This window comes from Lysinibacillus sphaericus OT4b.31 (genome assembly GCF_000392615.1).
GTDB classification, from domain to species: Bacteria; Bacillota; Bacilli; order Bacillales_A; family Planococcaceae; genus Lysinibacillus; species Lysinibacillus sphaericus_B.
In genome coordinates this window covers 2,432,966-2,454,576 of sequence record NZ_KB933398.1, presented here as the reverse complement: position 1 = coordinate 2,454,576, position 21,611 = coordinate 2,432,966, and the positions used below count along the sequence as shown (strand labels likewise).

The 21,611-nt window shown below is 37.2% G+C and carries 15 protein-coding genes, 1 pseudogene and 1 riboswitch; of the genes and pseudogenes, 4 read left to right on the top strand and 12 right to left on the bottom strand.

Going from position 1 to position 21,611, the window contains the following annotated elements:
- Positions 1–177 precede the first annotated feature (177 nt).
- Both H131_RS11230 and H131_RS11225 read left to right on the top strand, forming a co-directional pair.
- Positions 178–828: a 5-bromo-4-chloroindolyl phosphate hydrolysis family protein gene (locus H131_RS11230; RefSeq protein WP_010859257.1), complete on the top strand. Its 651-nt coding sequence runs from the start codon at positions 178–180 to the stop codon at positions 826–828.
- Positions 825–1,880 (top strand): toxic anion resistance protein, encoded by a 1,056-nt coding sequence (locus H131_RS11225; protein ID WP_010859256.1) that lies wholly within the window; start codon positions 825–827, stop codon positions 1,878–1,880. Before H131_RS11230 ends, H131_RS11225 begins: the two co-directional genes overlap by 4 nt.
- Before the next feature lie 97 nt (positions 1,881–1,977).
- Here the strand turns inward: H131_RS11225 and H131_RS11220 are convergent, their stop codons facing one another.
- From H131_RS11220 to H131_RS11180, 9 genes are all read right to left on the bottom strand, one after another.
- Positions 1,978–2,175 (bottom strand): DUF6501 family protein, encoded by a 198-nt coding sequence (locus H131_RS11220; RefSeq protein ID WP_010859255.1) that lies wholly within the window; start codon positions 2,173–2,175, stop codon positions 1,978–1,980.
- A 908-nt stretch (positions 2,176–3,083) separates the two neighbouring features.
- Positions 3,084–3,815 (bottom strand): amino acid ABC transporter ATP-binding protein, encoded by a 732-nt coding sequence (locus tag H131_RS11215; RefSeq protein WP_010859254.1) that lies wholly within the window; start codon positions 3,813–3,815, stop codon positions 3,084–3,086.
- Positions 3,816–3,827: 12 nt separating this feature from the next.
- Positions 3,828–4,553, bottom strand: coding sequence for an amino acid ABC transporter permease (locus H131_RS11210; protein WP_010859253.1), 726 nt, complete (start codon positions 4,551–4,553; stop codon positions 3,828–3,830).
- Positions 4,554–4,746: 193 nt separating this feature from the next.
- Positions 4,747–5,598, bottom strand: a complete 852-nt coding sequence (locus H131_RS11205; protein WP_010859252.1) for a transporter substrate-binding domain-containing protein — start codon at positions 5,596–5,598, stop codon at positions 4,747–4,749.
- A 119-nt stretch (positions 5,599–5,717) separates the two neighbouring features.
- Positions 5,718–5,903: riboswitch (Lysine riboswitch) on the bottom strand.
- A 221-nt stretch (positions 5,904–6,124) separates the two neighbouring features.
- Positions 6,125–7,357, bottom strand: coding sequence for a 2-oxoglutarate dehydrogenase complex dihydrolipoyllysine-residue succinyltransferase (gene odhB, locus H131_RS11200; RefSeq protein ID WP_010859251.1), 1,233 nt, complete (start codon positions 7,355–7,357; stop codon positions 6,125–6,127).
- A gap of 91 nt (positions 7,358–7,448) precedes the next feature.
- On the bottom strand, positions 7,449–10,271 hold the full coding sequence (locus H131_RS11195) for a 2-oxoglutarate dehydrogenase E1 component (protein ID WP_010859250.1): 2,823 nt from the start codon (positions 10,269–10,271) through the stop codon (positions 7,449–7,451).
- Between the two features lie 232 nt (positions 10,272–10,503).
- Positions 10,504–11,889, bottom strand: coding sequence for a sensor histidine kinase (locus tag H131_RS11190; protein WP_036130142.1), 1,386 nt, complete (start codon positions 11,887–11,889; stop codon positions 10,504–10,506).
- A complete protein-coding gene (locus H131_RS11185; RefSeq protein ID WP_010859248.1) occupies positions 11,886–12,560 on the bottom strand; it encodes a response regulator transcription factor in 675 nt (224 codons plus the stop codon). The genes H131_RS11190 and H131_RS11185 overlap by 4 nt, the downstream gene beginning before the upstream one ends.
- Before the next feature lie 110 nt (positions 12,561–12,670).
- Positions 12,671–14,698 carry a diguanylate cyclase domain-containing protein gene (locus tag H131_RS11180; protein ID WP_010859247.1) on the bottom strand — a complete coding sequence of 676 codons (2,028 nt, stop codon included), beginning with the start codon at positions 14,696–14,698 and terminating at the stop codon, positions 12,671–12,673.
- A 537-nt stretch (positions 14,699–15,235) separates the two neighbouring features.
- Between H131_RS11180 and H131_RS11175 the strand changes: the two genes are divergently transcribed.
- Complete coding sequence (locus tag H131_RS11175) at positions 15,236–15,784, top strand: GNAT family N-acetyltransferase (RefSeq protein ID WP_010859246.1); 549 nt, start codon at positions 15,236–15,238, stop codon at positions 15,782–15,784.
- A gap of 71 nt (positions 15,785–15,855) precedes the next feature.
- Here H131_RS11175 and H131_RS11170 read toward each other — a convergent pair whose 3' ends face one another.
- Positions 15,856–16,932 (bottom strand): undecaprenyldiphospho-muramoylpentapeptide beta-N-acetylglucosaminyltransferase, encoded by a 1,077-nt coding sequence (locus H131_RS11170; protein WP_010859245.1) that lies wholly within the window; start codon positions 16,930–16,932, stop codon positions 15,856–15,858.
- A 325-nt stretch (positions 16,933–17,257) separates the two neighbouring features.
- Between H131_RS11170 and H131_RS11165 the strand changes: the two are divergent.
- A pseudogene (locus H131_RS11165) lies at positions 17,258–18,114 on the top strand (MATE family efflux transporter); the annotation flags it as partial.
- 127 nt (positions 18,115–18,241) lie between these two features.
- Here H131_RS11165 and H131_RS11160 read toward each other — a convergent pair.
- Positions 18,242–18,430, bottom strand: a complete 189-nt coding sequence (locus tag H131_RS11160; protein WP_010859242.1) for a hypothetical protein — start codon at positions 18,428–18,430, stop codon at positions 18,242–18,244.
- A 46-nt stretch (positions 18,431–18,476) separates the two neighbouring features.
- Positions 18,477–21,254: a binary toxin-like calcium binding domain-containing protein gene (locus tag H131_RS23115; RefSeq protein WP_010859241.1), complete on the bottom strand. Its 2,778-nt coding sequence runs from the start codon at positions 21,252–21,254 to the stop codon at positions 18,477–18,479.
- Positions 21,255–21,611 lie beyond the last annotated feature (357 nt).

Below are 21,611 nucleotides of genomic sequence, written 5' to 3'. Positions count from 1 at the left end.
GTATATTGAATAGCATATCATGGTTAACATGTGGAAGCTTCATTTTATATTACGTATTATCATTGTGAAACTTGGCAATTAGAAGTAAAATTTAAGTAAGGGTTATTTCAATGAAACTTTATGTCGAATATTTCGTATAAGAAGATAGACATATTTAAAAGCAAGGAGGAAGAAACTATGCTTAGTGTCGGACAGTTTTTATCTAGACATACCGCTAGCTTACTTTTATCGTTATCAACTGTTTCCATCGCAACAATTGCAGCAAATCCAGGATTCTTCCTTGGTGGTTTATTGTTCGCTGGAACTTATGCAACGAGTACAACGTTGCTGAAACATAGCCAAAAAAAGAAAGTCATGCTATTAGCAGATATTTCAAAGGAAGAATACAAACATATCGCATCACAAATTTCAACAGCAAATAAGCATATTCAATCTTTAAGTCAAAATTACTTACGCGTTCGTTCTGTTGCTGCCTTTAAACAATTACTCGAAATGACTCGTATTTCAAAAAACATTGTGAAAATGGTAAAGACGGATCCTCGAAAGTTTTACAATGTGGAACAATTTTTTTACGCGCATCTTCCTTCAGCAGTAGAATTAACCGAGAAATATACCATGCTTTCAAGACAACCTGTAAAGGATAAAGAAATCCAAATTACATTGTCGAAAACACGAGAAACATTAACGGATTTAAATGATACCATTCACATTGACTTAAAGGATGCGCTCTCAAATGATATCGATCATCTGCAAATGGAGATTGAATTCGCTAATCGTTCCACTAGTCGACGGAAAGAACAGTTGGAATGGCGAGGCGATGATAAGTGACAGCAAATAGTGATCGTATTTTTCATTTAGACACATTACATGGTGTATCACCGCTTGTGCAAACTTATTTAGAAGCAACAACTGAGGAGGCGATGGCGACTTATAACACGCTGTCGCCTCTTGCGCAAAGCCGCGCGCTTCTTTATGCTAGTAAAATTAACCTTGTTAATTTCGAATCTGTATTATCTTTAGGCCAAGGTTCACAGCGTGCCCTTTCTCAGTTTGCTGATCGTATGCTTTCACAGGTAAAACAAAAGGACGTCACGAAGATCGGCCAAATGCTTGATTCCTTAATGCAAACGTTAGACCGTGTTGATCCCACTGCTTTAGAACCTAAGAAACAGTCCTTCTTTAAAAAAATGTTTAGCAAAACAGGTCCTACGATTAAGCAAACGTTAACTGAATTTGAGCGCATCAGTATACAGGTAGAGCGAATTGGCGTACAGCTTGAGCGTGCTCAGCTCCAACTCTTTGATGATGTAGATATGCTTGAGCAACTTTATGCGCATAATAATGGGTTTTTTGAGGAATTAGCAACTGCCATTGCAGCAGGGCAAATGAAGAAGAAGCAAGTGATTGAAATGGAATTGCCCGAAAAAGTAGCAAGTGCACAATCGAATAATCAGCCGCTTGTTATCCAGCAGCTTAACGATTTTGCTACAGAAATTGAACGTCTCGATCAACGAATTTATGATTTACAGGTTTCTCAACAAGTAGCCCTACAGACAGCTCCACAAATACGTATGATTCAGCAAGCTAATCAAACACTCGCAGAAAAAATTGAATTTTCAATTGTTACGCTTATCCCGCTCTGGAAAAATCAATTGGCCATGATGTTATCGATGAATATGGACACTCATTATGCACAGCTTGAGGAGCGGTTGGCACGTACAAACGAACGCTTAACTAACGTTACCTTTGAACAACAGGTAACGAGATTTAAAGAAACACAACGTGAGCTTCAATCGGCTATTCAAAATGTCTTTGCACTGCACACGGCAACAGAAAAAGAAAAGCAACAGCTCCAAGATGTAACCGAACTGAAAAGATAGATAGTAGTGTACTGTAATAATCCTAAAAGTGTTACTCGTTATAAACACAACAAGGGGGTGTCTCAAAAATAAATTTGAGACACCCCTTGTTTTTGGCTCAACTAAAATAATCTTTATAGTAGCCGCCAATATTCCCAGTATTGTCGATAATGAAGACGAATTCTTCTGTTTCATTTTTCACTTCATATTCTTTCCCAACTGTTAATACGTTTGAAACTAAGTATTTTGATGCATTTGTATGTTTACAAGTGACTGTGCGTAGTGTTGGCGCATCTTTCCATTTTAAATGTAACATAATCTCTTTACCTCTCTTTACTAGCACTTGGCTAACGTCTATTTTTATTGTGTACAAACAGTGATCAGCGTCTCACTTAAAGCGAAGTATAAGTAGAGACATCTACCTGATAGCTGAAGTACCAGATGTTCAACGAATAATCACTGGAGAACTGATAAATACCCCATCAATTATGTTTCACTTTATTTTATACGATTTTCGTACTTTTGTGGAGAAAAAAACCATAGAAGTTGATATTTTGTCCGTAAAGACAGTTTGCATGTCCTTTCAAACCTGATACAATTCTAACAAGAGGTGTTTGTTCATGAGCTTTGGTAGTATACCGCAATGGTTTTTTATTATTGCAATTGCATTTGTGATTTGCTTTGTTTTATATTCAGAATGGAATTCCAGAAAATAAGTGAGCCTGATTAAACAGACTCACTTCACATTGACGACAAAAGGTATTTGGTATGTCATCATGCCGAATACCTTTTGAAATTTTATCAGAAATAACAGTTGCAAATCGCTCTTACTAACGACAGTCGTACGCTAAGAGCAACTATTGTCTGCCATTTTTGGACTTTGTCATGGCAATTGGGATTGCGTTCATCTTTACTATTTTTCGTCATTCTATCCATTCCCCTAATCATTTATAGACATACACTAGTGGATTGAACGCAGGCGCAAAAGGCCCCGTAGGCGTGTAGCGGCGTGGTGATTGAAGCCATACCCGGGCCCATAGCGAACAGCAACTTGTCCATATAGACGCTTCTATTGTAAAAAAGACTATAAACAAACTCTATTCTTGAGTTTGTTTATAGTCTGATGTGAGCCTAATTTAACAGGCTCGCTTTTCATTTTACCGTGTCCTAAGACGGCACTAGTATATATAGTCACTTTTGCAAAGCAACTGATGAGGCATTTTTTTATTTCAAAGTTCGTTTTAAAAACTCTTTTGTTCGTTCATGCTCTGGATTTACTAACACTTTGGATGGTGAGCCCTCTTCTACAATCACACCTTTATCCATAAATACGACACGATCTGCGACTTCTTTTGCAAACTCCATTTCATGTGTAACAATGAGCATCGTGTTCCCTGCATCAGCTAGTTGACGCATTACTTTTAATACTTCCCCGACCATCTCAGGATCTAGGGCAGACGTTGGTTCATCAAAAAGCATTACTTCGGGATTCATCGACAATGCCCTTGCTATGGCAACACGCTGTTTTTGACCACCAGATAGCTGACGAGGCTTCGCATTAACGTATTGTGCCATACCAACGATTTCAAGGTATTTTAAAGCCGTTTTCTCAGCTTCCTCTTTCGAACGTTTTAACACTTTGATTTGACCAACTGTACAATTTTTTAGAACATCATGATTATTAAACAAGTTAAACTGCTGGAATACCATTCCTAAATGCGTACGATATTCTTGAATATTATGTTTTTCATCTAAAATATTTTCGCCCTTGAAAATTATTTGACCACCACTTGGCATTTCTAATAAATTAATACAGCGCAGTAGTGTTGATTTACCAGATCCTGAAGAACCGATTAAACATACAACCTCTCCTTTTTCAACCTGGAAATTTACATCTTTTAACACTTGGTTACGTCCAAATGATTTACTTAAATGTTCAATTTGAATGACTGCCATTTGTGCGTCCCCCTATACTGTTTCTTTCTGTTCTTTTTGATAGGCATCTGGGCCATCAAGTCTTTTTTCTACATACAATAAAATACGTGATGCTGTAAATGTCATGATAAAGTACAATACACATGCGACGAAGAACGATTCAAAATAACGGAAATTATTGCCGGCAACAGATTTTGTTTGGAAAAATAATTCCGTTACACCAATAACATTTAATACCGCTGTATCTTTAATATTCATAATTAATTGATTACCTGTCGCAGGTAAAATGTTACGGGCCACTTGTGGTAAGACAACATGCATCATAATTTGGAAATGATTCATACCAATCGCAGAAGCTGCTTCATATTGTCCTCTATCAATAGAAACAATACCACCCCGTACGATTTCAGCCATGTATGCACCTGTATTTAGAGAAACTACTAAAATACCAGCTGTAATAAAGTGCATATCAATACCAAATGCAATGTCTAATCCGTAATAGACCACCATAGCTTGTACAATCATTGGTGTACCACGGAAAAATTCAACGTAGCATGTCAATATAAAGTTAAAAAGCTTTAAAATGTAATGCTTTACGCCCTTTTTACGTGTTGGAATGGTATGCATAATCCCAATGAAAAATCCGATGAATGCACCAATAATTGTACTAATCGTTGAAATAAGTAACGTATAATACGCACCCCGTAAAAACATTTGCCAGTTGTTTTCTATAATAGAAATAATCCATTCAAAACTCATGATGCTCCTCCTAACAACTTCTTGTTGCTTGTTCATATCAATTTTGTCTCGGCCTAAAATGTCTTACATTTGAATTGAGCATGCTTCTTTCAAATTATGTGACTTTCACCCAAGACATTACTACTATTCAATGAGGCTTCACCGAATAAAAATCGTCATAGACTGCACGGGCTAAGTTGCCCGTGCAACCACGTTATTGTGCTGCTGGTTGTTGAAGAATTGCATCTTCCATAATCTTTTGTCGATCATCATCTGAAATGCCTTTTAGAATTTCATTGATTTTATCTAAATTAGCATCTTCTTTACGTAAACCAACCGCAATAGACGTATTTGAGATATCTGTATCAAAGCCTTCTTCAAATGACACAAATGCAAAGTTTTCATTTGCAGCTGCAGCTGAGATACCTTCAGGTCGTTCAGCTACATAGCCATCGATTTTACCAGCCTCTAATGCAACACGCATTGCTGAGAAGTTTTCCATTGCTGTCTGTTTGTTAACACCTTTGATTTGATCGATTACGTTGTAGTTAGAAGTGTTTAATTGAGATGTAACTTTAGCACCTGAAAAGTCTTGGATTGATTTGGCATTTTCAAACTTGCTACCTTTTTTAATAACCATAACAAAATCTGATGTGTAGTAATTCTCAGTGAAGTCAATTGTTTGCTTACGTTCCTTTGTAGGAGACATGCCAGCCACAATGGCATCAATTTTATTTGATTGTAATGCTGGCACTAGACCGTCCCATTCAAGTTTCACAATTACTAATTCTTTCCCTAAACCTTCAGCCATTTTTTTCGCCATTTGTACATCGTAACCGCCGGCATACTCTGCATTATCAGCAATTTTCACAGCACCATTTGCATCGCCTTGCTGTGTCCAGTTAAATGGAGGATAGCCTGCCTCCATACCTACACGGAATTCGCCACCTTCTTCGTCCGTACCAACGTCTCCAGTCGTCTTTTCTTTTTTGTCGCCAGCACCACATGCAGCTAATACAATTGCAGTCATTGCAGCGAACATAAATAACAACCATTTTCTTTTCATCCAAAACTCCCCTTTTCTGTAAAAAAATAAAACAACTGTACAAAAAAACGACCTAAGTTCAGAACTTAGGTCGTACCTTTTATTAACAGTTGCCCAAATCCTCACTATAATTTCCATGTTTCCGAGATAGCACAACCTAGTAAACTGGAATTATATTTACTAGGACAGTCCTGCACTTATTCACTGCAGACCCAGCATAAAAGTACGAGCTCCTTTTATGCTTCGGCGACATTTCCTTCTTCATTGCGTCCTCGCTTGCTTAAACTCAACAATGAACTAATAAATATCGCGCCTCTACCTCACAATAGAACGTGAGGTTTATTTATTTAATTGATATTTAGATACTACTATAAAAATAGTCTATACGTCAAGCGAATTTTATCATTTTTCAGACTAATGATTTAATTCTAAATATGGGTTTTTAGTAATTTTCTATTAAAAAATCCCGTTTTTCCCAAAACAAATACCACATATTTACTAATACGAAAAAACTCCTCCAAAGCTTTGGAGGAGTTTACTACTTTTCTTAAGAATTTAACAATAAATCTTCTGGATTTTCAAGTAATTCTTTAACAGTTTTAAGGAAGCCTACAGAATCTTTACCATCAATAATACGGTGGTCATAAGATAATGCTAGGTACATCATTGGACGGATTGCAACTTCGCCATCAACTTCAACTGGGCGTTTTTTAATCGTATGCATGCCAAGGATAGCTGCTTGTGTACCGTTCATAATTGGTGTAGACATTAATGAGCCGAATACACCACCGTTAGTGATTGTGAATGAACCACCAGATAGGTCACTTAAGCCTAATTTTTTGTCGCGTGCTTTTTTCGCTAAGTCTGCAATTGAATCTTCAATTTCAGCAAAGTTTTTACGGTCAGCATCGCGTACAACTGGTACTACTAAACCTTCTTCAGTTGATACAGCTACACCGATATCGTAGAAGTTGTTTAAGTGAATTTCATCACCAACAATTTGTGCGTTGACATATGGGTATTTTTTAAGAGCTGCCACTACAGCTTTTGTAAAGAATGACATGAATCCAAGTTTAGAGCCTGTTGATTCAAAGAATTGGTCTTTTTTACGAGAACGTAATGCCATAACGTTCGTCATGTCTACTTCGTTAAATGTTGTTAACATAGCAGTTGATTGCTTAACTTCAAGTAAACGTTTTGCAATTGTTTGACGACGACGGCTCATTTTTTCAACTGTCACTCGTGATTCGTCAACAGCCGCTACTGCTTTAGGTGCTGCTGGAGCTGCTTGTGGTGTTGCCACTGGTGCTGTACCATGAGCTGCAACATCTTGTACACGTACACGCCCTTGTGGATCTACTGGAGATACTGCAGCAAGGTCAATGCCTTTTTCACGCGCAAGTTTACGAGCTGCTGGAGATGCGATTACACGCTCACCAGAAGTTTCTTCTACAACTGGAGCTGCTGCTACCGGAGCAGGAGCTGCTTGTGGTGCTGCAGGTGTCGCTGCTGCTACTGGAGCTGCTGGAGCAGGAGCTGCACCTTCGCCAGCTTCTACAACTGCAATAACTTGACCTACAAGAACAGTATCGCCTTCTTCAGCTAAAATTTGTGTTAACACACCCGCTTCTTCTGAAATGATTTCAGCGTTTACTTTATCTGTTTCAAGTTCAACGATGAATTCACCTTTTTCAATGCGGTCGCCCACTTTTTTTACCCACTGTGCGATACTACCTTCTGTAATCGATTCTGCTAATTCAGGGACTTTAATTTCAGCCACTTTCATTTCCTCCTTTGATTAACGTGCATAATGCACATAAAAGGGCTACCGCCTAAGGCAAATAGCCCCGTTTTCAGTGATCATTATCTGTTTATTTTACTTTTACTGATTCAGCAACCGCTTCATCAATAATTGCTGCCTGAGCTGCTTTATGAGAATCTGCATCGCCTTCTGAAGTCGAGCTCATTGCAGGACGCCCTACATAACGAAGCTTTTTACCTTCAGAAAGTTCATATAATGTTTCTAATGCGTAATTCCAAGCACCTTGATTTTTAGGCTCTTCTTGTACCCAAGCAATCTCTTTTACATTTGGATACTTAGCTATAATATCAGCTACTTGCGCTGTTGGGAATGGGTAAAGTTGTTCTACACGCACAATGTGTACGTGATCGAAGCTTTCTCCATCTTTTACGCGGTCTGCTAAATCGATCATTACTTTACCAGTACCCAATACAATACGTTCTACAGATTTAGTTTTATTACCTAAACCAGGTTGCTCAATTACTTCTTGGAATGAGCCATTTGCTAATTGTTCAGCATTCGCTGCTGCTAATGGGTGACGCAGTAATGATTTTGGCGATACGACTACAAGTGGACGTACTCCTTCTGTTTCAAGCATTGCTGCTTGACGGCGTAATAAGTGGTAGTAGTTACCTGCATTCGAGCAGTTTGCTACAAACCAGTTATTTTCAGCTGACATTTGTAAGTAACGTTCCATACGACTTGAAGAGTGTTCAGGACCTTGCCCTTCATAGCCGTGAGGTAAAAGAATAACGAAACCAGATTTTTGACCCCATTTAGAGCGTGCCCCTGAAATGAAGTTGTCAAACATTACTTGCGCCATGTTCGCAAAGTCACCAAATTGTGCTTCCCAAACTGATAATACATTCCCTTTTTCTAAGTTGTAACCATATTCAAATCCTACTACCCCAGCTTCAGTAAGCGGTGAGTTGTGCACTGTAAATGATGCACTTGCCCCTGAAATATGGTGAAGTGGTGTGAATACATTACCGTTGTTTTTGTCATGTAGCACTAAGTGACGTTGTGAGAACGTACCACGTTGTGCGTCTTGCCCAGTAAAACGAACAGGTGTGCCATCTTGAATAATTGTAGCATATGCTAAAGTTTCAGCATGGCCCCAGTCGATTTTTGCAGATGCAAAAGCATCACGACGTTTATCTAAAATTTTACCAAGTTTATTTTGTGGTTGGAAGTCTTGCTCAAATACTAAAAGCTCTTCGTTAATTTTATCTAATCGATCAGCACCTACAGCTGTTTCGATTTGAGGGAATGCTACTTTTAATTCTTCCGGCATTTCTAAATGTGTATGCTCATCTTTATCTGCCATTTCTTTCACATGGTCATAAGCGGCTTGCATTTCTGCATAGATAGCTGAATCAAGTGCAGTTACGTCATCATTAGAAACAACGCCTTCAGCAACTAATTGAGTACCATATAAAGCACGTACAGTTTCATGTTTAGATACTAGTTTATATACTTCTGGGTTCGTTACTGTTGGATCATCCGTTTCATTATGTCCATGACGACGGTAACCAATCAAATCGACGATAATATCTTTCCCAAATTTTTGACGGTAGCTAGCTGCAAAACGTCCTACTTGTACAACCGCTTCCGGCACATCTGCGTTAACGTGCACAACAGGTACTTCGTAACCTTTTGCTGGGTCAGAAGAATAGACAGACGAACGAGAGTCATGTAACTCCGTAGTGAATCCGATCATATTGTTGGCAATGATATGAATTGTTCCGCCAGTTGAGAAACCTTCTGTTTTCGCATAGTTTAACACCTCTGTAACAATCCCTTGACCTGGGAATGCAGCATCACCATGCACAAGGATTCCTAATCCTTTTCCTGGGTTATGAACAGCTTGCCCTGGTTTAGAAGTGTCATCTTGAGTTGCACGTGTAGAACCTAAAACAACTGGGTTTCCAACTTCTAAGTGAGATGGGTTATAAGCAAGTTTTACATTCATACCAGACTCACGATTATATGAAGCACCCATATGGTATTTCACGTCGCCAGTCCAACCTTTTGTAATTTCAAGACGACCATGTTCTGGTAAAAATAATTCATTTGAAACGTGCGCAAAGTCAGAGAACATCATATCATATGGTTTATTTAAAATATGTGTAAGTACATTTAAACGACCACGGTGCGCCATACCAATACGCACATTCTCGACGTTGCTTGTTTCTGCTGTTTTTAAAATTTCATCGAAAAGGATAATTTGTGTATCAAGACCTTCACCTGAGAAACGTTTTTGACCAACGAATGTTTTATGAATAAATTTCTCAAAGTTTTCAACGCGTGTTAAACGGTCTAATAACGCTTTTTTCTCATCAGAAGCTAATGTTTGTTTTAAAGAACCAGATTCAATTTGTGCTTGAATCCACTCACGTTCTTCTGTAGCCATTACGTGACCGTATTCAAATGCTACTTTATCTGTATAAACAGATTTTAAGTAATCGATAGCATTCTTACCATTTTTCACGCCTGCTGGCACATCTTTGAAGAAGACAGCAGCAGGAATTTCAGCTAAATCCGCTGAGCTTAAGTTGAACGCGCTTTCTTCAATTTGAGCTGTTTGAAGTGCTCGGTTTTTTAGTGGATAGATATCTGCTGCCAAATGACCGTGTGCACGAATTGTATCTGCTAATTTAACAGCTGCTAATACTTTTTTGTAGTCGCTTGCAGGAGCGGCTGAGTTACCTACTACAGCTCCTTCACCCTCTGCTACTACTGGTGCACCAAATTGTTGGAATAATGATACTAACTCCGGTTCTACTTCTTCAGGAGACTGTAAGAATAAGTCGTATTGCTCCATCACATATCCTAGGTTAGGACCAGAGAAAGCTGACCATGGAGAACTTACAGTTGTAACGTTGTTCGACATGAAAAATGACCTCCAAATTTTGCCTATCGGCAGTTCCATTAATTAAATTACAATTAATTATATAATATTTCTTCGCTCATTAAAAGGATGTTTGACACTACTTATCCATAATTTAATGAACGTTTTTTCCATCTCAATCTTACTACTCTTCACAGAAAATACAACTCTTTTCAGCAAATTAAGCAATTTTTTTCCCAAAGAATAGAATTATGAAATAAAGCGTGTACTTTTCTTAATATTTCAGCGGTATTTTCACAAAGAAAACGGTTCCAACATTCTTCTCGCTCTTGACTTCTATAGAGGCGTTATATTTTTCAAGTAACAATTTTGAAATACTTAAACCTAAGCCAGTACCGCCGATTTGACGATTTCTAGCCTCATCAATACGATAAAAACGATCAAAGATAAATGGAAGGTTTTCTTCCTCTATACCAATCCCATTGTCTGCTATTTGCAAATGCGCTTCTTTGTCATCTGCGGAAATCGAAATATTGACCTCAGGAATTTTTTCACAATAACGAATTGCATTCTCTATTATATTACGAACAATTTGACTAAGTGCATTTTCAGTTATAAATAAACGACCGATTTCACCATTATTCGACAGCGTTATTCGAGCTTGTGGATGTAACAGTTCTATTTCTGAAATGACTCCTTGTAAAACTTCGATTGCATCCGCCTCACTCATGTCGTCCTTTTCCTCACGTCGCGCAAGCTGTAATAGTTCTTCTATCATCTTACGCATGCGTGCAATTTCCGTTAGTGAGGTATCGATGGATTCTGCTAAAATTACTGGATCATCCTTGCCCCATCTTTTCAACAGGGATAGATGCCCTTCAATTGCTTGAATAGGCGTACGTAATTCGTGTGAAGCATCTGCGACAAATTGTTGCTGCTGTGTAAATGAAATTTGTAGTTCATTCATCATCGCATTGTACATTTTTAATAGATCACCAATTTCATCATGTGATGTATACGACAGTTGTATAGGTTCGTTAAACCCATTATCCATCACCATCTTCATAGATGAGCGTAGTGCATGAAGTGGTTTCATTAAATGATTCGCTAGATAAAAACCGATTGAACCAGATAATAGCAGCGCCCCAACACCCGCAATAAGCATTGCTGTCAGCAAGTATTGCATAAGTGATTCAAAGCCCGTTAGCGGGTGAATGACTTGAATATAGCCTTGAAAAAAACCAAGGCGAACGGGTTCATTGGCAACAAAGACATCTTTTTTATCAACCGTCATTTGTATAATTTCTTGCATTGGTGTGAGCGGTGCTTTTTGAGAAGTACCATTAATTCGCAAAATCTCAATTCCATCTATATTAAATAGTCTTACGGATTGATTGCGATCCGCAATTGAGTTTAGTAGCCCCGTGTTTTGCTGAATTTGCTGAATCGAAATATTAGGACCCTGTGACTCTAAAAAAGACACTAAGTCATCGCTTGTCCGCCTTACTTTACTTTCTTCATCATTTAATAACCATGTATGAAGTGATACATACACCACAATACAAATAATGGCATAGCTAAAAAAAATGACGGCACTAGAAGTGAACATCCATTTTCTTTGTAATGATTGGTTGAGAAAGTATTCTTTTAATTTCATCATTCACGCATCACATACCCTACTCCTCGGACCGTTTCGATATAGGCATTCATATCACCCGGCAGTTTTGTCCGTAAATGGCGGATATATACATCAACCACATTCGTCTCAATGTCTGTATCATAACCCCACACAGAAGTTAAAATCAGTTCACGTGTACAAACTTTGTTTTTATGTTCTATTAATAGCTTTAGCAAATCATATTCGGTTTTTGTTAAGTCAAGCTTTTCACCTTGTACAAAGACCTCATAAGCCGCAATGTCAATGGCAATATCACGGAAATCTAATGTTCCACCTGTTTTTTCTTCTGGTGTAACACGTCGCAAAATTGTACGAATTCTTGCAAGTAGTTCTTCAATGGCAAATGGCTTGACAATGTAATCATCTGCGCCTGCATCTAAGCCAGCTACTCGATCCATTACAGCATCTCGTGCAGTTAGTAAAATAATCGGCACTGCGGATTGAGTGCGTACACGGCGGCAAATTTCAATTCCATTTAAACCTGGAAGCATAACATCAAGTAATATCACATCAAAATCCTCTGACGAAGCAAGTGCCAATCCTTCACGACCTTCAAAAGCGACCGTAACTATGTAACCCTCATGCTGTAATTCTAACTCAACAAAACGCGCAATATGTTTCTCATCTTCTACTAATAATATCTTTTTAGGCATGTCATCACCTTCTATTTCAAAATAACTGCTACAATTATGACCTCTGCTATAGCATAACACCAACTAAAAAGTCTGTACCACAAGTAAATACTCGTTCGTACAGACTTTTTCTAGTGCGTTTCAGTTATATATAATTTATTCTTCCCAAATTCTTTCGCTTTATATAACGCTTGGTCTGCTAAGTCTATTAGCGCGTCCAATGTTTTGGCATGATCTGGAAAATACGCAATGCCTATTGAGGCGGTGGGCGCAAAATGACGATGATTAATGGTCCATCCCTTTTTCAATCCATTGCGAATACGATCAATAATATGCATCATTTGTGCATTTCGTGCCTCATGATCTCTCGTTAACCCCGTTAAAACGATAATAAATTCATCGCCTCCGATACGAATAACTAAATCATGACTACGAACCGATGCGATTAAGACATGGCCAAAGTTACAAATAAAGTCATCACCCGTATCATGCCCAAATTGGTCATTTACAACTTTAAAATCGTCCCCATCAATGTAAAGCATGGCTAAACACACATTATTTGTATGCGCATCCGCTAATATTTTAGGAAATTCCTTCATTAGATAACGGCGATTAGGTAATTGCGTTAAGCTATCATGATAGGCTAAATATAACAGGTCATTTTCTCGTTCTTTCCGGTGTGTGATTTCACGTGAAACCATCATAATTTGAGAAACCGTTTCACGCTCTGGATCATGTACGACAGTGACATTCCCTTCTGTCCAAACAGGTGTACCATCTTTTGCCTTCAATAAAAGTTCTAATTGTGTATCTGTTTGACCAGTAAAATTATTTAAAAATGTTTGCCATGCCTTTTTACTCTCCATATCGACAATGTTACTGTAAAACTGCCCTTGTAATTCCACAATTTCGTAGCCCAGGTAAATTCGATAGGACGGCGAAGCATAAATAATAATGCCATCTTCGTTCGTAATAACAATTAAATCATTTGTATTTTCCGTGATGAGACGAAATGTTCGTTCAATATTTTTTAATTCCGTTAACATTCTTTTCTTGTCCGTAATATCATAGTTAATGGATAAATATTGTTCAACTTTGCCAAATTCATTCTTCAACGGTACAATGGCTGCCTCTACCCAATAATCCGCATGGTATTTAGTACGGTAGCACAACTCGCCTCGCCAAATCTCCCCTTCATCAAGTGTTTCGTTTATCGTTTGTAAAAAGTTTTCTGTATGATAACGCGGTTCAATTAAATTATAGGGTTGGCCAATAAGCTCACTCGCTGTAAATCCTGAAGCTTGTAAAAACAATTCATTTACTTCAACGATGTTACCTTCAATATCTAAAATCGCAATAGATGTTGCCGAATTTAAGGCAGCCTTGAAGACTTCAAGTCCATGGGATTTCGAACGTAATTCCGCCTTTTGCTCAGTAAATTGCGTGAAATCTTGCATGATGAGAAATATCGCAAACGAATTATCTCCCTGCATAACTGGAGAAAGCGACACCAAATACATGCGTTGTCTTTTTTCCAGTGTATGAAACTTGATAAGCTTCTCCCCGATATTTTCACCCAAAGCAGCTCTTTTTAAATAGTGTTGTATTTTTTCAATTTCTTCTTGCGGAATAATTGGTAAATCAATAAACAGTTGATGTTTCAATGTGTCATTACTTAACTCAAAGTCTTCCATGAAGCTTGCATTCGCTTCATAGATAACACCATCCGCTGATAAAATGACCGTTGAAAAAAATGCATGATCAAACATTGATCGCATAAACAAAAACTTATCTTCAATGTTTCTGTCATATAAGATTTCTTTTGTAATAGCTAAAATATAATGGTCATTACCGAACTGAATTGGTCGGACAGAAGTCTCGTATTTTCGAACTTCCGAGTCAAAATATGCATAATCCATATAATCGACCTGCGCATTAAGAGCGATTGCTTGATGATAATTTTCTTGAATAATGGCAAAATTACGACGAGAGGAGATTGCAGAAAGCATTTTCCCGATGGCTTCTTTTGATAATAGTGATTGCGCTGCTTGATTTAAGCGAATATATTGATAATCGTCCTCAACTCTTTTCATGAGATAGACAAAATCTTTGCCGATGAATAGCTGATTAAAATGCGCTTCACTTAAAAAATACTCCATGCTGTCACCTCCCATAATAAGTCGCTGTTGTCTATAGAATCGCAATAAAACAACGGATATATACAAAAAAATCCATGTTACTATTATAACATATTTACAGAAGATTAACTTTCTTCAAAAAGAAATTTTCTATCCTTTTATGGGTAAAAATTAATGATTTCCAATTTTAAAAGTATATTAAATAATACAAATGGAATGTTATATTAATCAATTAATTGGATTTAATTACTATGATGTACTTTATGCCCATAAAAAATTTATCAAATATTTAGTATTTTCAGAATTAAATAATTATTAAACTTAATTTTTGTTTTAACGAGTAAATTAATTGCATTAAGCAGTAGGTTTGTTATATTATATTAAAAAAACTAGCCATTTTTCGGTATGGTCGCAAAATCAGTAAGACAGCGGGAGATTATGGATTTCATAGTTATAACGTCTAGTTCTTTGGGTTTTTAATTCCAGTACGAATTTTAGTTTTCTTCTTTATGCTTCAACGGAATTGTTTTAACTACCCTAGTAAAGGAGGCGTTTCGTATGCTTAAACATCGAGACCTACATGAATGTACAGAGCTTTATGAGCTATTATCACACCCTTCTGTTTTCCCTTTTGTTCGTCAAAAAGCCGCAACTGCTGATGAGTATTGGTTTATGACAAAACAACTGATTGAAGATGAAGCGAGAGGACTCGCTGTATCTAGGACAATAACTGATGATTGGGGTCAACCAATCGGCACCATTAGCATTCATGATGTCGAAGACGGTGCTGGCTTTCTCGGAACGTGGATAGGACTCCCTTATCAAGGTAAAGGTTATAACCAAAAGGCTAAAATGTTATTTTTGAATGAATTATTCTTTGATTATAATTTCCATACGGTGTTTCTCCGTATTCGAGTTGAAAATACAAAATCTCATCGAGCTGCTTTAAAATTGCCATACGTCATCAATGCTAACGAGAGTCATCCTACTTTATTAGCACAAGTGAATGGTGGAGAAGCACAATTCGATCTATATAAAATACCTCGTGATTTGTTCTACCTGACAACTGCCAATCAATTGCAAGAAGGCGAAGAACAAGCGATGTAGTGGTACATCTCATTCTTTCAACGAAAAGAAGCTATGTATTCTGTCAGCTGAGACAGAACACATAGCTTTTTCTATTTTTTATATTGCAAAATTAATTTTGCCATCTCATCTGGCGTTTTCGGTCTTTGGGTTTTTTCCATCGTTGCAGTCATTGCTGATTTACGTGCTGTTAACGTATGCACGGACTTGATAAACGTTTCCTTTGTTAATTCATCTTCTTGTAATACTTCTGCATAGCCTTGTTTTTTAAATAACTTGGCGTTTAAAATTTGGTCACCCCGACTTTTTTGTGCAGAAAGTGGGATTAATAACATCGGCTTATGAAGTGCTAAAAATTCGAAAATCGAATTGGATCCTGCACGCGATACGACAAAATCTGCCGCATGCAGTAAATCAGGTAATTCTGTTGTAACATATTCAAATTGCTTGTAGCCCGGCAGAGAACTCAGTGTTTGGTCGTTATTTCCTTTGCCGCATAGATGTATCACTTGGAAGGTTTGTAATAGTTCGGGCAAGTTTTGACGGAGTGCATCATTTAAGACAACCGATCCTAGACTCCCGCCCATTACAAGAAGTACTGGTTTTGACGCTGTAAAGCCACAAAGCGATAGCCCCTTCGCTTTGTCACCTATAAATAGCTCTTGACGAATAATCGAACCTGTACAAGTAGCCTTTTCTTGTGGTAAATGCTGAAGCGTTTCTTCAAAAATAGTAAAGATATGTGACGCAAATGGTAGGGCAATTTTATTTGCCAAGCCGGGCGTTACATCTGATTCATGAATAACGACTGGAACGCCTGCAACTTTAGCCGCCATCACGACTGGCACAGAGACAAAGCCGCCTTTTGAAAAAATGACCTGGGGTTTTACTTTTTTGATGATACGAAAAGCCTGCATGATTCCAGCAAGTACTTTAAAAGGATCCGTAAAATTTTTCATTGAGAAATAACGACGCAATTTTCCACTTGATATCCCATAAAACGGAACATTAGGAAATGCCTCGCCGATTAATTCTTTTTCAATACCTTGCTCTGAACCAATATAGTGGACATCATAACCTAGTTCAAGTAAAGACGGTAGTATCGCTTGGTTGAGTGATACATGGCCTGCTGTCCCACCACCGGTTAAAATGATTGTTTGTTGTTTCACGTAAATTCTCCTATTCCTAAAAAGCCATAGTAGCAATTGCTACTTTTTCGTTTACAGTCTTTTATTTTACTATATGCGGACGAAAAGATATAGATGAAGCCTTTAATTTTTGCTCCATTGTACTATCTATATGCTATACTAGTTCATTATGATTAAACACCCATCAGTATATCCACTGGTATCACCTCGTAATGTATCGTCACACAGGCGTGCTGCTTACCTACGGACCAAGACGGATTTTGCCATTCAACCTTTTAGATTATTATAAAAAGGGCATATTGGACAGCACGATCTTCAAGTGAATAAAGTAAAAGGAAGATGCATTATGTACGAAACAACGACCTTGAAAGCAAAATATGTGTTAATGCTGAAAATGATTGTACCGATTTTGTAACACAAGTGGCCATATATTTAATCTCATTCTTCCATATTTTAATGTCAAGCCGCTATGGTACAACAGATTTAGCTGGCGTTTCCATCGGTTCATCCATTTGGATGCCTGTCTACACAGGACTTTCAGGGATTTTATTAGCCATTACGCCCATTGTCTCCCAACTTGTTGGTGCTAAAAAAGCATTGGATGCGAAAAAAGCCGTACAACAAGGCTGATATGTCGCCATTGTGATTGTCATTATTATTTCTATCTTATTAATAACAAGCATTGACAGGATTCTTGGCATTATGCAGCTTGAAACAACAGTACATCACATTGCTAAATCCTATATTTACGCTATGTGTGCTGGGTTGTTACCGTTATTTTTATTTTTTGTACTGCGCTGTTTCATCGATGCACTTGGGCAAACAAGGGTGACGATGATTATCACATTGCTCGCAACACCGATTAATATTTTGTTCAATTACATATTTATTTTTGGTAAGTTTGGCGCACCTGAACTTGGTGGTATTGGAGCTGGAGTGGCTACTGCTATTACCTACTGGTTGATATTCTTTTTCACAGTATGGATTGTGGCGAAACGGATACCTTTTGAACGTTTCCGTATTTTTCACGAATGGCCAAAGCTTGAATGGCTACGCTGGAAGGAAATTTTAATGATTGGTGTACCAATTGGCGTATCTTTATTTGCAGAAACCAGTATTTTTTCTGCCGTAACCATGATGATGAGTCGTTTTAGTACCGAAATCATTGCCGCACATCAAACTGCACTGAATTTTACAAGCTTAAACTTAATAAATATTTCTTCTTTAAACCTCTTTGGGCGTAGTTATATAAAAACCGCTAAGCTGAAGATAACGAATCTGTGTTATCCGCTTAGCGGTTATTTTGAATCGTAATATACAAACCTAACAATCAGTCGCTTGTCATCACACCATTCTGTAAATCTTTCAAATGAGATTCCAGAATGATTTCATCCTTTACAGCCTTGGCAATAAAGTTCTCTACTTCAGTTTTCATAGCTGGCGAGCCATCCAAAGAATAAGAAACCAATGTGCCAATTACATAGGTTTTGAGACTGATAAAATCAGTATATTTACACATAAAAAAGCCTCAAAAATAGATGTTTTTGAGGCTTGAAAGTTAAATATTATGGGTAAGTTATTGAAAATTGAATATTAACATGATCATTTCCAGCGTCAGGACCATAAAATTCAACAGTCGTATCAGGTGGTCCAACATTCACTGGTTTATTAGGATCTGCGAGCACTTCATCTTTACTTGTACTATCATCTTCTTTTACATCTCCATAAAAAGTATAATTACCAGTACCAGGTGCATAAAACTCTAAGTTCGTTATAGACGCTTGTTCTTGACTAGAACCATCTGACTTGCTCCATATAGTAACTTCATTGGCTTTTTGGATTTCTAAGTCTGTAGAATAAAACTTAATCCAACCATAAGGCTCTATTTCATTACCTGGATCCCCTTCCTCATAAAAATTTATAGTTCCATTCATTATAAGTCTTTGCCAGCCTTTTATATCTACATTTTGTTGATTGTACCACAAGGCTACTATAGATTTAACTGTTGGGTCATTCTTATATATAGCATTAACTTGAATTTTACATCCAATATCAATATCTTGAATATTGTAGTTAGAAAAATTTATAGTTAGAGTACCATCCTCTTTTATTTCACAACTAGCAGTTCCATGACTTGTATTGCTAACAACTAATTCATAATCACATATATACTCTGGATTAATTTTGAATTCTACGGAATCAACGTATGAATGACCCGGAACCGTTGATGTATTCCACCGCGTAACAGAATGTGCTTTTTGTACGATTTGTTCTGTTATATCACTTGTTAACGTTTCAAATTTTGTGATTGTAATGTCATCAAAATAAATATCCCCATTGTCTGAACTGACACAAATTTGATCAGCTATAGTTGCATCATCAAGAAGGGTAAATTCAAAATCTATTCTTTGCCAATCGGAATTTAGTTGAACTTCACAAGTTTTTTTCTTGCTATTTGTTGAACACATCATTCCTATTTCTACTGTTGGATTTGTATCTATAGATTTTGCATACATGCTTAGAACGTATTTTCCATATGGGTCTAATCGTGTTTGTAATGTTCCGCCAGCACTAGTTCCTTGTAAACATCCACCTTCTACTCCAATATTATCTTGGTGTGTTGCACCTGTCCAGGTAATTCCGTTACTTGTAACACTTGCAGAACCATTACAGTCAAAACTAACACAAGGTGTTTTGATTAAAATCTTCATCCCTTGTTTTAATAGTAAATCGAACATTGATTTATCTGGATTCTCTTCTAGTTGGCTCTCAAAATCATCAGCTGTCTGTTGATCGTAAATAAGTTGTACGAGCTCTTCATAGATTGGAATTTCATTATAAAACAGTTTACCTCCATCATTCATAGCTAAAAAAGCAGATTGTATTGCATCTCTAAAAGTAATTTCTGGCGTATAATCAAGTGAATCATAATAATTTTTTGCCGCTACTCTTCTTTCCAATACTTCATTCCCAGTATCTAATATTAGACAGGCAGTAGATGATTCAATTTGTGTGATATATTTATCCCAAGTTGTATCATTATCATCTACATTTCCACTAATTTGGGTTGTTTCTATGAGGAATTTTTCACCAGATTGCAGTTTCTGTAAACTATCATAGTGTATTGTAAAGTCTTTTCCTGGTTCTATCTCGGTTAATGCCATAGCATGTAAGGATTTATCCGGGTATGTTGCTCCAGGAGAAAGCGAGTTACCGATGTTACTAGGTGGAGCTGTAATTGTCATAATTGTTTCATCTTCTATGATAAAATTATTTGTTGGTGTCACTTGATAAATAGGAGCTGTACCAGTGTTAAAATATCTTACATTCGCATTTAAATATGCAGCTTGACCAGTATTAATATGGACTTGCTCTCCAGTACTTTCTTCAGTTGTTTGTGTTGTTGAAGTTGTGTGTGTGAAGCCCTCAGTAATTTTACCAATAAATTTTTTCCCCTCTGCACCAGCTTCTGCAGTAGTGCTTTCCGTATTTGATTCTGTTTTACTAGAGGAGGTTGAATTTTCTTGAGAGGTTGTAAAATCAGAATTTTGAGATATAATCAGTTTTTCCATACTAACTCCCACCTGTGGATAGGCTGCTACTAATGGATTTCTAGCTTCTAAAGACGTAGCACGGTCCATGTTTCCTGTGATTTTTTCTAAATCAGTATATGGATCTCCCGCTGTACTAGCTTGCTTAGGGTTTGATACATACTTTGTATACGCTCCTTCATAATCAGGACTCCACTGAACAACATTTGTGCCGTCAAACGTATAGCCATTGATTTCCCAATCGTCTAATATCCCATCTTGATCTGAATCAGTAGTATCATCAGCCACATCACCAAACAAGCTAGTTTTCGGATAAAATTCTGTATTTTTAAAATCTGGTGATAATAGACAAACCTCAGGAATAATTTCTTTCTTCTCAGAATACGTCCAACACAGTTCGCAAGTTTTTGTATGATTTGTATCTTTCTCAAAACGACTTTCAATGCGAATTGGATATACTTTATCTTTTTCTAATACTATTTTACTTCCTAAATTGACAATTTGATTATCAATTTGGATTAACATCTCATAGTTAGATGGCGTGAAAAATACATACTCATCTGTTTGTTCTGGTTTAATAAACCCCAGCCATCTAGCAGATTGAATCTTTTCGTTTTGAATACTAGGTAACGATGTCATTTGAGTTTTATCTAAAGACAGATTACCGTCCCCTTTTTGTGTTATTAACAAGAGGTCATTAAATTGGTTCCCTTTAAAATAAAAACCGATTAAACCATAGCCGGAAAACCGACCTGTATTTTTATTTTCTTCTGCTTTCTTTTCGGTCTTCATCGTTACACTCCTCATTGCTTCACTCCTCATAGATAAGTTAGCGTACAAAAGTATAATAGCAAAAAGACATGGCAGAAAATGTCACATTACGGAGTGCAAATATTTATTCGTAGGAGGGTTCACAAAATCTCCATATTAAACGAAATCCGTTTAAATGTTGGGTTACCAATTAAGTTCTATGATATAAATGAAAAAACCCGAATAGGTTCACTTTTTAAAGTGTCCACTGTTCGGGGTTCATTTCACCACAATTGGAGGTGCAGTTTTTTTATGGTTAAATTTACACTAGACGATAAAATAAATGCGATTGAACTTTATTTATCAGAGAAAGAGAGCTATGAAAGTATTGGACGATTG